The sequence below is a fragment of the Mucilaginibacter angelicae genome, from assembly GCF_042434235.1.
GTDB lineage: Bacteria > Bacteroidota > Bacteroidia > Sphingobacteriales > Sphingobacteriaceae > Mucilaginibacter > Mucilaginibacter angelicae.
Genome location: NZ_JBHLTS010000064.1, coordinates 29,266 through 42,292, shown reverse-complemented (window position 1 = coordinate 42,292; position 13,027 = coordinate 29,266). Strand labels below are relative to the sequence as shown.

At 41.9% G+C, this 13,027-nt stretch carries 10 protein-coding genes; all 10 read right to left on the bottom strand.

Annotation, left to right across the window (positions count from 1 at the left end):
* Positions 1-40: 40 nt before the first annotated feature.
* Entirely contained in the window at positions 41-1,990 is a 1,950-nt protein-coding gene (locus ACFFGT_RS20720; RefSeq protein ID WP_377024419.1) for an OmpA family protein, read from the bottom strand.
* A gap of 1 nt (position 1,991) precedes the next feature.
* Positions 1,992-2,990 (bottom strand): PorP/SprF family type IX secretion system membrane protein, encoded by a 999-nt coding sequence (locus ACFFGT_RS20715; RefSeq protein WP_377024418.1) that lies wholly within the window; start codon positions 2,988-2,990, stop codon positions 1,992-1,994.
* Entirely contained in the window at positions 2,987-4,987 is a 2,001-nt protein-coding gene (locus tag ACFFGT_RS20710) for a T9SS type B sorting domain-containing protein (protein WP_377024417.1), read from the bottom strand. The genes ACFFGT_RS20715 and ACFFGT_RS20710 overlap by 4 nt, the downstream gene beginning before the upstream one ends.
* A 360-nt stretch (positions 4,988-5,347) precedes the next feature.
* On the bottom strand, positions 5,348-5,560 hold the full coding sequence (locus ACFFGT_RS20705; RefSeq protein ID WP_377024416.1) for a hypothetical protein: 213 nt from the start codon (positions 5,558-5,560) through the stop codon (positions 5,348-5,350).
* A 48-nt stretch (positions 5,561-5,608) separates the two neighbouring features.
* Positions 5,609-7,093, bottom strand: coding sequence for a lipopolysaccharide biosynthesis protein (locus ACFFGT_RS20700; protein ID WP_377024415.1), 1,485 nt, complete (start codon positions 7,091-7,093; stop codon positions 5,609-5,611).
* Positions 7,094-8,224, bottom strand: a complete 1,131-nt coding sequence (locus ACFFGT_RS20695; protein ID WP_377024414.1) for a glycosyltransferase — start codon at positions 8,222-8,224, stop codon at positions 7,094-7,096.
* A gap of 1 nt (position 8,225) precedes the next feature.
* Entirely contained in the window at positions 8,226-8,993 is a 768-nt protein-coding gene (locus ACFFGT_RS20690; protein WP_377024413.1) for a class I SAM-dependent methyltransferase, read from the bottom strand.
* Positions 8,994-9,049: 56 nt separating this feature from the next.
* Complete coding sequence (locus ACFFGT_RS20685; protein WP_377024412.1) at positions 9,050-9,733, bottom strand: class I SAM-dependent methyltransferase; 684 nt, start codon at positions 9,731-9,733, stop codon at positions 9,050-9,052.
* Positions 9,734-9,882: 149 nt separating this feature from the next.
* Positions 9,883-10,890 (bottom strand): LamG-like jellyroll fold domain-containing protein, encoded by a 1,008-nt coding sequence (locus ACFFGT_RS20680; protein WP_377024411.1) that lies wholly within the window; start codon positions 10,888-10,890, stop codon positions 9,883-9,885.
* 124 nt (positions 10,891-11,014) lie between these two features.
* Positions 11,015-13,027, bottom strand: a complete 2,013-nt coding sequence (locus tag ACFFGT_RS20675) for a TonB family protein (RefSeq protein ID WP_377024410.1) — start codon at positions 13,025-13,027, stop codon at positions 11,015-11,017.

The window sequence follows — 13,027 nt, the reverse complement described above, 5'->3', positions numbered from 1 at the left end:
CCATAACCTTCCGATTGCAAACAAATAAAATAATTTGTTTTTATTCTGCTGATTTTACAGTGAAGGTGGTACGGCGGTTAAGCTGCCTGCCTGCGGGGTTATCCTTGCCGTTTGGCAATTTGTTAGGCGCAATGGGCATTTTTTTGCCATAACCACGGGCGGTAATACGGGCAGATTTGATGCCCTGTAATAACAGGTAATCAACACAAGCTTCCGCCCGCGCCTGCGATAACTTCAGGTTTCCTGCATCACTGCCAATCCCATCGGTATGCGAGCCAAGCTCAATCTTTATTTTAGGGTTATCGTTCATGATAGCCACCAGCTTATCAAGCGTATTATATGAATCCGCCCGAAGATGAGCGTTGCCAAAATCGAAATAGATATTTTCAATAACTATCTGCACATTAACCTTATAATTCTGCAGGCAAATTTCGGGGTTAATAAGCGTATCAATGCCCGGCTTTACTATCGGTGCAGGAACAACTTTGGTAAAATATCCTTTTTGCGAGATCTCCAGCTTATAACTTGGCAGCTTTTCCTTTACCTGGAAAACATAATCGCCATTGGCATCGGTAACCTTAGCAACCAAACCCATTTTAACATTCGGATCTTTAAGTATCACCCTTGCACCTGCCATGCCGGTATTGTTTCGACAGTCGATGACCCGGCCGCTGATGTATAAGAATTTATACTGTCCGGTGAACAGGCTCAAACAACAATCAGAACCGCGGGCCGAACTCAGGTAAAATTTGTTTGCATTGGTGGGATCAAGACTATAATACAGATCATCTTTTGATGAGTTAACCGGGTAACCCAGGTTAACCGGTACCGACCAATGTCCAAAATCGCCATCGCTTCGATAAACATCAAAACCGCCCATGCCGGTAAAACCGGTCGAGCTGAAAAACAACACTTTATCAGCCACGTCATAATATGGCGATTGCTCATCATAAGGTGTGTTTACTGTATTGCCCAAATTGCTTACTGTTTTTGGCTGCCCGGTATCATCCAGGTTACTTTCCCAGATATCGTCGCCGCCTTCACCGCCCGGCCTGTCGGACGAGAAAAACAACCGCTTGCCATCGGCACTAACAAAAGGATGCTTGGAATTATAGCCTTCGGCATTAACAGTACTATTCAGCCTCACCGGCTGCTGCCAGATGCTGCTTACCAATTGGCTCAGGTAAATAGCCGATACTGTTTTCCCATTCTTTTTATACCAGCGGGTAAGGTACATTTTGGTGCCGGTACCGTCAAGAGCAGGTGTGGCATATTCAATTTGCCCTTCTTTATCAAAAACATTAAAGTTTGTAGCAAGCGCTTTAGTCGAATCCAGAATAGCTGAGCTGTAAACCCTGTTGGTATAAAATTTATCCTTATCAACCATACGTGATGAGGTAAACCAATACCTGCCTAAATTTACGGTAAGGGCATAGTCGCCCTGGTCTTTATTTAAAAACACCAAAGGCGATACATCAACAGCGCGCGGGTGCTCCAATTGCTTCAATGCATATTGGCATGATGCAATTTCCTTATTGGCAAATTCAACATATTTAGGATCAGGACTGCTGCCTGCAAACTGCTTTAACTGAACAAGGGCTTCATCATAATTTCCGTTTGCCTGCAAACAGATGCCATACCAAAGCGGGGTTAAAGGATATTGCTCTAAGGATCCTTCCTTGCTCATTTTAGTATACCATATGGTAGCATCTGTATAATCCTTATACAACCTATATGATTCGGCCAGATGATAAACTATATATTGATTGGTTGTTTCTTTTTTTGAAGTACCCTTTTTTGCTGCTGAAAATGGCACACTGTTCTTTGATGCTATTGTAGTACCATCAATAATATGCTTGTAATAATAAGCAGCGGTATAATATTCATGCCTGTTAAAAGCAGTATCGGCCAGTGCCCTGTAGTTTGCCGCCTGGCCAAAAGAAACCGCCGGGAAAAGCAAAAAGAGAAAATAAGGTAACAGCTTTTTCATATTATATCCTTGGGCAAATTGGGGCCGGAGAATCGGTGTAGCGACTAAATATATAACTTATTGATAACTCAAAACCGCCCCGCCCAGAGGTAACCGCACGGAGCCCCGAAGTGTTAAAATCATAGCTGGCGCCTATAACCATCTGTTTTATGTGGTAACCAATGTTGGCAATTGCCGCATCCTGCAGCCGTACCATACCGCCAAGCACCAGGCCGTTATCATCAGCAAACTTAAATTCGGAATATAAACCGAAGGCCTTGATCTCACCTTTACCCTGTTTAACATAAACCGCATTAGGGATCACGTCAAAAAAATCAGAAGCTTTGATCCGGATGCCGCCATGTGCAGTAAAACGCATAGGCAGTTTACTGTTAATACCGCCTGCTGCAAAAGGATCTGTTACATCATTAAGGTGGTTGATACTAAGGCCGCCAAACAAATTGGCTTTGTTCATCGGGTCGGCATTGTAATAATAGATACCGGCGCCGGCATCAAATACTGTTTTTGACGAGTAGCCAAAGTTTTCAAAATTGGGCAAGGTTGGGTCGAAGCCGGTGTTTGGATCGTACTGGTTATCTGACTGGAGCTTACCCGGATCAAAACTGCGGCTGATAACTCCTGCCTGTAAACCGAAGTGTAACCGCTGATTACCATCGCCGGACAAGGCTATGCCATAACCCAATGAACCATAAGCTGTAAAATAATTATACCCGGCTGTACCCGCCTTTTGATCAAGCACATTAAGGCCGATACCAACTTTATCGGTCGGTTTAAAATCTACCGATGCCCCGGCTGTACGGTAGCCATTGTTAATGTTTGCCCACTGGTCCCTGAAATTGGCTGATATGCGCGTATCGCCGTCAAAAACACCGGTAAGTGCCGGATTTAGCCAAAGCGGGTAGGCGTAATATTGTGAAAAATGCGGATCAACCTGCGCCTTCACCGTTCCTGCTGCTGCAAATTGCAGCGCTATGGTAATGATAAGTAGTAGTTTCTTCATCGTAATAGCGTAATTGTTCCTTTTTTACTCAATTGCGCCCCGTTATTCATTGTTGCTTTTAAATAGTATACATATACGCCCACGGGCATCAATGAGCCTTTAAAATAACCGTCCCATCCTTTATTAACATCTGTTGACGTAAAAATCAACTGCCCCCACTGGTCATATACATAAAACGACAATGTGTTTATATTTTTTCCATGTACATAAATAATATCGTTATTTCCGTCGCCGTTGGGGGTAAAATTGTTGGCCACGTATATCACGTTATTATTATCGATAGTAGCAGCTGTAACCGCAGCCGAAGCCTCACTCAATGTACATGATGTAGCCCCCAAAGCCTTTACGGTGATAGTCACCGGCTGGTTAAGGTCAAGCCCGCTCACTTTGTGTGTTAAACCGCTGCTGCCCGAACTTGGCGCAGTATAAGTTAAACCGTTATCGGTACTTACCAGGTAGCTGGTAGCTCCACTTACCGCACTCCAATTAAAAGTTACGCTTGATGAGGTAACCTCGCCAACAGTTACCACGGGCGCATCAAGCGGTTTGGTCATTTGTACCGGCACTACAACCCTTGCGTTGCTGTTACACCCGGTGCTGTTGGTAGCTTCCACATAATAGTTTTTTGCCGATGTTAAGTTAACGGTAGTATATGTATTGCCTTTTGCAAGCAGGTTTCCGCCGGTTGGTGCGTCATACCATGATATTACCGCTGCCGCATCAGTTGATGAAGCCGTTAATGTAGCGCTCGTTCCCGGACAAATACTGGTACCTGTACTGTTTACAGTAACCACCGGCAGGGTCACAACAGATACGCTGACCGTACCCCGTGCAGAAGAAGCACAACCTGTAGCGTTAACCGCCTGTACATAATAAGTTGTTGCCGATGTTACGTTACTAAGCACATAGCTGGTTCCGGTATGTAAAATATTAGCATCGGTTGCACTGCTGTACCAGTTATAAACAACACCGCTTTGTGCGTTTTGAATATTAAGTGTTGTTGTAGAACCAGAGCAGACGTTAACGGTACTTTGTGCAAATTGCGGCACAGCCGGGGTAGGTACAACCGTTAATGATATTATTGTTAACTGACTACCGCAAACACCGTTAGAAGCTTCTACGTAATAATTTTTACTGGCATTTAATACCGGCGTTGTGTAGGAAGTTCCGGTATTTAATAATACATTTTTAGATGGCGAATCATACCAATTGTAAGTTAACCCTGCCTGTGTTGGTTCCAGCGATATGAAAACCGAAGTACCCTGGCAAATAGTTAAGGCCTTGGTGTTGGGCTGTGGGGCCGCAGGAGGGGGCGAAACCCTGAATATGACCACATTACTGGTAGCAGGGGTTGTACATGCACCGGATGAAACGATCCGCCGGTAATAAGTATCATTGTTCAGCACCGGCGGATCGTAGTTTTTCGATACTGCTCCGGTAATATCAGTAAATGTTGCGTTATCTGCAGATGATTGCCATTGGTATGAAAAGGTGCCATCTCCACCGGCCGGGGTACTACCAATAATAACAGTAGGGTTGCCTGTATTACAAAACTGAATAACAGCAGGTGCCGTGATCGTATTATTGGTAACAGAGCTTATCGGTCTAACCGTAACATCGTAAAATGAATCATAAGCAACAACACCGCCCGTAGTAGTTTGCCTGCGTAAACTGTACACTATACTTGTTGCACCGGTATTTGTCAATGATGATGTTATATAATCTTTCATTGTATTGCCGGATGGTGCGCTTACCCAACTCCCACCGCGGCTTATTTGCCAGAGGTAGCTATTGGGTGTTGGATTTTTTACATCCCCATTAAGTACAGCCGCTGCTGCAGAACAAATGGTTATCGACTGCAGGGGCGCTGCTGTAAGATTGTATGGTTCTAATCGCAGATCCGCCGACCGCTTCTCTATATTGGTTGCCAGCCTGGGCGAAGGCGTCCGGCCAAAAACAGTAAAAAGGGAAAAAAACAGGCAAAATATTGCCCACAAAAAAGGTTTATACAGGCGAGGAGGCATCAGGGTGCATAGCTTAAATTAACGGATAATGATAATAATTATCCTTCATATTATTAAATTTTCAAATTATTTTAACCTATAACAAAAATATTTTAAAGTCAATCACAATTAATTTAACTCAATCAGTGGTATTAATAAAATACTTTATTGTTAATCCAGGTTTCGGGATATCGGTACTCTGTACCGGTACCCTGATCTCTTTTACGGGATAATTAATTATAATGTTCATATTATCAACAAACTTTTAAACTGTACTCTACAGCAATTGAAGCTGTTACAAATTCCCATTCGCTAAAAGGGCGGTCAAACCTGTGCTGGTTTGGGTGCGTGCCATTAAAAAACATAACTTATCGGCAATGGAAATTCACTCTGGGCCGCTGTTGCTGTACGCAATGCCGAAGTATTAAGATCATAGCTTGCGCCGATAGCCATTTTATTAAAACGACAGCCCATATTAACAGGCAAATACGGCTGGGCCAATAACACAAACGAAAAGGTTATTATGCACAGGAATAAGAATAAGACTTTGGTAAAAGCTTTAGGCATGCAGTATTGTGACAGGTTTGGGTATTTTAGTACTTAATGCAACCTAATTTATACTTTTTTCAGGATGCGATCAAATATAATATTAATATCTTCTGAAATTTTTAAAACGTATGCAAAAAACACATAAACCACACCAATAATACCCGAACGGTAAACCATATCTGCAAACAGATTTTTTAAAGGAGGGAGGTAAAGCCCAATAAGCAGGCATACCGTAAATATCAATAAGATATACAAATGAGCTTTTGCAAAAGGCTGCAGGTTAAACTTAATTTTAATAAACAACCAATAGGCAAAGTTTAGTACAAACATGGTGATCAGGTAAGATACGGCAGCCCCCATCATTCCCATTCGCGGTATTAAGATCCAGTTTGATACTATACAAAGCACTACAGCCGAAACTATAAAAACAGTAGTAAGCCTGTAGTATTTGGATACATTCATGATATAGCCGTTTAAACCACCCGTCATATCAACCAAAAACGCCACACCTACCACTATAAACACGTTAAAATAGGGAGCGTAATCATGTTTATGCAATAACATGATAATAAACTGCCTGTTGATAACCAGGCCTATAAACAGCAGGCAGCCTATCAACATTTGCACCACAGATGTTTTATAATAAATTTTACCAATTTTGGCCAGATCATTAGTAACCCAGGACTGAGCTATGATCTGCAGTGAAGTACGGCTCAATGCCTTGGCAGGTAAACTAATAACTACTGCAATGGCAAAAAATGTCCCATAAATACCCACGTAACTGAATGATTGTTTGGTAAGCAGGCTCAGCATCAGGGTATCCAGATTCTGGATCATTACAAATGAACTACCACTCAATACCGTAAAAATGCCATAACTGAGAAATGTTTTCCGTTCACTGATCAATTGTGTACCAATGGTCGAAAATTTAAAATGCCTGCCCTTCGCAATATATGCGAGTAATACTAACACAGCTACCAGGTTAGCCGTTATATATATGAGCAAAAAAACGTGGTAATCAACCAGTTTAATCGCTATCAATAAAACGGCGGCAGTTGTAAACAAACGCAATCCAACTTCGCGCAAAAACGAAGACAGTACATTTTTAAATACTGTAAGCGCCATATTCTCTAATACAGAAAATACAAGGGTAAAAAACGATAAGGGAATGAGGTAGTAAAAATACTTAGTAAGCAGCGAGGCACCATCCCTATCTTTATAGTGACTGATGATAGCGTCTTTAAAAAGCACAAAAAGCACAGTGAAGATCACAAAACCAATCAGGCTCCAAACAGTAACAAAAGACACGAAGCCACCATGCTTTTTATCGTCGCTGCGATAGTAAGGAAAATATTTAAGGATGATATTACCAATACCTAACCCGGCAAACTGTGCATAAAGTAACGATATGGTTCCTATTAAAATAAAAAAACCGATCTCTTCAGTGGTAAGGATCCGCTGAAACAGGATGATAAGATTAAAAAAACCCAGAGCTACCCCTGCGTATAATATAAGGCTGTTAAAAAATCCCTGTTTTTGTAAAAGGTTCATTTAATTTTTGTTACTGATACTACTTTGAATAATACCGTCAAGCAAAGCAATACGCTTATTGATGTCATAGTTTTGGACAATATGATCATGAGCTGCTAATCCCATTTTCGCCGCCAATTTTACATCGCCCGCTATGCTGAGCATTTTAGCAGCCATCTCATCTATATTATGCTCTGGCACCAGGAAACCGGCTATACCGTCTAAAACAGCCTCTTTTATACCGGCATGCGCCGTACTCACAATAGCCAAACCCGACGATGCAGCCTCAAGAATAGTATTTGGCGTACCCTCCATATCGCCATCGGCCGCTGTTACGGAATGCTGTACAAAACAACGTACTTTTTCCATAAGTTTACGTATTTCAGTAGCTGTCATTACACCCGTTAACGTAACATTGCCTGTAAGGCTAAGTTCTGTTATCAATTGCTTAGCTTCATCAAAAAGAGGCCCGTCTCCCACCATCCATAAATGTGCCTCGGGGAAATCCTCATTCACCTTTTTAAAAGCGCGAATAACAGACTGCGGCGATTTTTTTTCAACAAAGCGGCCAACCGACAAGAAATAAGGGCCTGAATTTGATATGTCTATCAGCGGAAACTTTTCCCCGTCAACACCATAAGGGTTAAGATGGATTTTTGCCGCCGGAGCCCCGATTTTTTTTAAGGATTGGACCATATCGTTTGATACCGCAACAATTGCCGACGCGTAATCAAAAGCTTTATGATAAAGTTGCTGATACTTTGCAATGGTTGGTCTATGGTGCGCATCGGCGCCATGAAAATGAATAACTAACGGAACACCGGCCATTTTACACGCTGAAGCAATCATTGCACCCACCATGCCATATTCAGCAAGTACAACATCGATATCGTTTTTCTTTAAATAATCAGCAAGCGCTCTTGTACGTACCCCTATCTCCCTTTTTTTAAAAAGCCTTTTTTGAATAAGATAAACCAATAACCACAGCTTTGAACGGATAAGAAATTTCCCCTGGTCGTCATAAAGCGGAAAGTCACCGCCATATAGTACTTTTTTGTTACCCTTCAACCTGTCAATTTGCGCTTGTATGAAGGTTTCGGAAAAGGCGGATTTATTAGGCTTAACTATGCACAGGTTGTATGGCTCCTTCATATCAACCAAGTTTTCTCTTCACATAAAACCTACGAAATATGCTGCTAAACTTGTTGATAGCTTTGTTCATGATCCGCTGCGCGCGTTGTGAAGAGGTAACGGGCTTGGGATAAAAGAAAGCTGCTTCAAAATCATCATTTTTTTCCAGCACAATGTGGGCATAATCACCTACATTCCAAACATTTTTGGCTTCATACAATATTACTTCCGTACCGGTATCGGCAGCCAACTTGCCAACCGTTTCAAACGAGATATGTTCATCAACCGGCTGCATGGTCTCCGGCTTGTTTACCAGCGACCATTTGAGGTTATGCGGTGTGGGCACGGTTAAAACTATGCGGCCTTTATTACGCAATATTTTAGCGAGGGCGGCATGCACCTCCGGCCTGTCAACAACTGCAATATGCTCATAAACATCCATAAAGATGATCAGGTCAAATTGCTCATCAAAAGTATCTGTGGTGAGTATGCTTTCTTTGAAATCAAGTTTACTATCGGCAAAAAGCTTTTGGGCAACCTGAATAGATAAAGTACTGATATCAATACCTGTGATAACTGCATCAGGCCAATATTTATGCATCCTTGAGCAGATATTGCCCATACCGCAACCAACCTCCAATATCCGGGTTGGTTTTGCTGCCGTAAACCGTTTTATGGTTTCCCAGCCAAGCTCTATGCGGGGGTTAACTACGATATAGTCGTTAAGCTTATTTTTAACGTGTTCGTCATAGTATGACACTACATTTTCGCGGTTCGGATTTTCGGTCATTACAGTACAGAGTATCTGAGGATATGCTTTGCAGGCACAAAGTTAAATAAATAATATTAAAGGGGCTTTTGGGCAACAATGACGTAGATGGCACCATCGCGGTCGCGCTGTGCCTGCGTATTGATCCTGTTAAACAAACTTATAAGTGTTTGCATAACCAAAGCAAATGGAGGAATCAAAAACTTAGGCATTTTCACAGCAATGCCATCCTGGAATAGTTGCAAACCACTTGCAGCCAAGCCCATAATACCATAAAAAGTATTGATCTTAAATCCTTCGGCTTCAATGGTTTTTCGCAAACCGGCACTCGTCCATCTCCAGTAATCATTGGGTGTAGGATGGTAAAACCAGTAACCATGCGTAGTTATTATGGCCGAGCCGCCAGGTTTTAAAATACGCATAGCTTCCTGCAAATAGCCCGACGGTGTATCTACGTGTTCAAGTACCTGGTTGCTGAGTACTATATCACAATAGTTATCAGGCAGGGTAGTTTTACTGTCAAAACCAATATGATGTTCAGCTTTAGGGTTCATCTCCAGATCAACACCAAGATATTTACCTACAAGGGGATCAATCAATTCGCGGTAAGGCATATCGCCGCAACCAAAATCAACTAACAGTTGTTTATTATCAGCAGCCGTAAGCTGTTTTATCGTTTCAATGGTTTTATCGCGCAATTGCGAAAGGGCTACATAGCGTGTGTGAAAAACAGAGGGGTATAATCGGTCGTTACCTTTCATGCGGCTAATTTAACAGTTTTAAATAATAAATAAATCTTAACTGAAAACAGCATCACCATTTGCAATACCAGGCTGCCTGTATTTTTAAAAAGTAAAAGGACCAGCGTATCAACCGCCGGTCCTTTTACTTTTAAACCACCTGTGTAGTTTTAATATTTTTTTGACACAAATAGTTTATGGATTTCATAGGCGCTTAATGCTCTATGATAAATTCTAACTTCATCTACCGAACCGCGCACAAGGTACCCTTCTGCTGAAACATCCGGATTATCCCGGCCAATATACAGGTCGGCATCAGTATTCATGTTTGGTGCCGGCATGTTGTTGGTTACGTTATCAAACGTACCGTCAACATAGATACTTAATTGCTGTTTGGATAAATCATAAACACTGGTAACCAAATGCCACTGGTTTAAACTAATGGTACGTGTTCCGCGGGCGGCAGCGCTGCCGCCACCTGTTCCATAAGTTACAATACCCGGGGTTCCGAACCCGTATCCTGTTATCCCCCACGCCCATCCGTTTTCAACACCCGAATGATGTTTTGTTAAAATGTTAACGCCGTACGAGTAATTATATACATCAAGCTTAACCCAGGCGCTCAAAGTAATATTTGTATTGCTTAAGCGCAGCGCCTGGTTGTCTTTCACGGCAATATGGCTGCTTAATCCATTAAAATAAAAAGCGCTGTTTGCTTTTCCAAACTTATCGGCTGTTGATGATATATCATTGGCCTTGCCATCATTTTTATATGGCGAAAAATCATTAAGGCTATTATTAAAAGGGTAGTACGCTAACAATCCAATGCTTAAACTATCTTTAACTGTTACTAAACAGGTAGCACTTTTTGTTTTAGCAGAGTCGGTAACCGATAATTTTGAAATACCTTCATTCTTAACCGTGATTTTTCCTGTTTTGGAAACAGAGACAATTGAAGTATCAGACGATTGCCATGAAAACTTTGAGGTATCAAATGAAGTCGGGTCTACTTTCAAATCCATTTGTAATACGTTACCAATATAAGCGGTTAAAGTATCCGTGATGGTTATGCTTTGAAGCTTTACCGGTTGAGGTACAGGATCGTGGTGCTCTTTGTTACAGGCACTATAAATGGCAATGATTATCAAAGCCCCTAAAAAAGGAATTCTTTTTTTCATGTGATAAGGTTTTGGGCGCAAATCTATAAACATTTACAGTAACGGCAAACAAATTACCAGAATCACAATGCCGGTTCAAAAACCTATCACTAATTGAATAAAAATAAATTACCTGATTTAAACATCAATTATTTTTTACCGGGCTGCCTGAAGCCTTCTTTTTCGCCGTTGCCTTTGTAGTGATCAATATAACACCATTTACAGCTTTATCGCCATAAATAGCTACAGCGCTTTTATCCTTTAAAACACTAATGCTTTGAATATCTTCCGGGTTGATGGTATTTAACGCAAAGGTTTTGGATTGGGTAACTCCGTCGATAATACATAATGGCGGTACCCCCTTAGTAAAACTATCCCGTATGGAGAATGTAGCTTTAGTAGAATCCTCGCGTAACCGGTTTGCAAACGAAGAGGCCTTTGCATTACCTGTTTCAACGGCCCCGGTTTTGCTTTCGCCGGGTTTTGCCGGTTTGCTATCTGTCAGCGTAAAACTAATGGGAACAGCATATTTCACCCTCACCGGGCGGCCGTTTTGGGTTCCGGGATTCCATGCCGGGGATAACTTGAGTACCCTCAATGCTTCATCATCGCAGCCGTAACCTATTCCCTTTACTATTTTGATATCGGATAGTGTTCCGTCTTTTTCTACAATAAAAACTGAAATCACCCTACCCTGAATGTTTTTTTCACGCGCAATTTTAGGGTATTTTACATTGGCCCACAGGAACTTGCTAAAAGCCTCTACTCCCCCTGCAAACTCGGGCATGTGTTCAACCGATGTAAATACATCACCTGACTTGTTTGGTTTAACCCCTGTTGCTTTATTGGTATCATTTTGAGCCGAAGTACCTGAAAACTTAACATTTTCATCAGGAGTTAGAGCAAAGTTGATGGGCACAGAATATTGTACCCGTACAGGGTGATTGTTCTGTACACCGGGCTTCCATTTTGGCGATAATTTGATCACTCTTAAAGCTTCATTGTTCAGGTCCTCGGTAATTCCACGAACAACTTTTTCGTTTGAAAGTGCGCCATCCCTTTCAACAACAAAAGTAATGATCACCCTACCCTGGATCTTTTGCTCGGGGGCCGTTGCCGGATATTTGATATTCCCTGATAAGAATTTACTGAAAGCTTCCAATCCGCCCGGAAATTCGGGCACATGTTCAACTACAGAAAATACTGGTGTGGTATCTGCTGCTCCAACCACCCTTTCATCTGCTTTTGACGGTTCATCAATGGTTATTTCAGTTACCTTACTGGCCGGGGTCGAAAAAACTTTGTCGGCTTTGGTATTGATCACCGTAATGGTATCGCTGTTATTGATCGTTGCCGACGAAAGGACCATCATCAAGATAAACAGCGGTGCCGAAAGACCATATTTAATGAGCGCCATACGGTGCGAGTTGTTTTTTTGCAGCATAATAATACGTTCTTTCAAGAGGCTTTTGTTAAAAAATGAGTTAACCAGGTCGTGGCTTGGTGTATGGAACGTTTGGCTTAAAAGCAGCATGGCATAGGCGGCCTTATCAGTACCGGCTTTAACAGCATGCCTGTCGGCAATAAATTCATGGATGTGTTTTATTGCCCTGCGATAAAAATACACTACCGGGTTAAACCAGTTAATGATCATCACCAGCTCAACCAGCAGCACATCGGCCGAATGCCATTGTTTGGCATGCACATCCTCGTGCGTGGCTATCGCCGCGTTCTCTTCGCCATCGGCATTCAGTTTTACTTTTTTGAAAAAAGAATATGATACATCAGATACCGGCTGGCTGATCACTTTCTTCAATTTAAAAAGCTGCCATACCAATCTGCCCGATAAAAACATAATTCCGGCAAGGTATAAAATCAGTAAGATCTGCCCTATGCTCACAGGCGATTCTTCTATCGGCTTAAAATGATAAACCAGTACCGGGCTGCTGTACAAGGTATATTTTACCTGCTGGGTAATAAACAGGTTTTGCACCCAGTTAGCCTGCATAACCGGTATCATAAATGATAACAGGGCAGCGCTTACCAGGTAAAGCCTGTTAAGCTGAAAAAAGGTTTCTTTACGAAGCAACAGCACATAAAACCCGTAAAACAGCAACAGGTATATATTTACCAGTAATAAATATTGCCACCAGCTCAT

What these genes read in the sequence shown, in the direction of transcription:
- ACFFGT_RS20720 (WP_377024419.1), bottom strand. Translation starts at nt 1,990, where the DNA reads ATGAAAAAGCTGTTACCTTATTTTCTCTTTTTGCTTTTCCCGGCGGTT.
- ACFFGT_RS20715 (WP_377024418.1), bottom strand. Translation starts at nt 2,990, where the DNA reads ATGAAGAAACTACTACTTATCATTACCATAGCGCTGCAATTTGCAGCA.
- ACFFGT_RS20705 (WP_377024416.1), bottom strand. Translation starts at nt 5,560, where the DNA reads ATGCCTAAAGCTTTTACCAAAGTCTTATTCTTATTCCTGTGCATAATA.
- ACFFGT_RS20700 (WP_377024415.1), bottom strand. Translation starts at nt 7,093, where the DNA reads ATGAACCTTTTACAAAAACAGGGATTTTTTAACAGCCTTATATTATAC.
- ACFFGT_RS20695 (WP_377024414.1), bottom strand. Translation starts at nt 8,224, where the DNA reads ATGAAGGAGCCATACAACCTGTGCATAGTTAAGCCTAATAAATCCGCC.
- ACFFGT_RS20690 (WP_377024413.1), bottom strand. Translation starts at nt 8,993, where the DNA reads ATGACCGAAAATCCGAACCGCGAAAATGTAGTGTCATACTATGACGAA.
- ACFFGT_RS20685 (WP_377024412.1), bottom strand. Translation starts at nt 9,733, where the DNA reads ATGAAAGGTAACGACCGATTATACCCCTCTGTTTTTCACACACGCTAT.
- ACFFGT_RS20680 (WP_377024411.1), bottom strand. Translation starts at nt 10,890, where the DNA reads ATGAAAAAAAGAATTCCTTTTTTAGGGGCTTTGATAATCATTGCCATT.
- ACFFGT_RS20675 (WP_377024410.1), bottom strand. Translation starts at nt 13,027, where the DNA reads ATGAGCTGGTGGCAATATTTATTACTGGTAAATATATACCTGTTGCTG.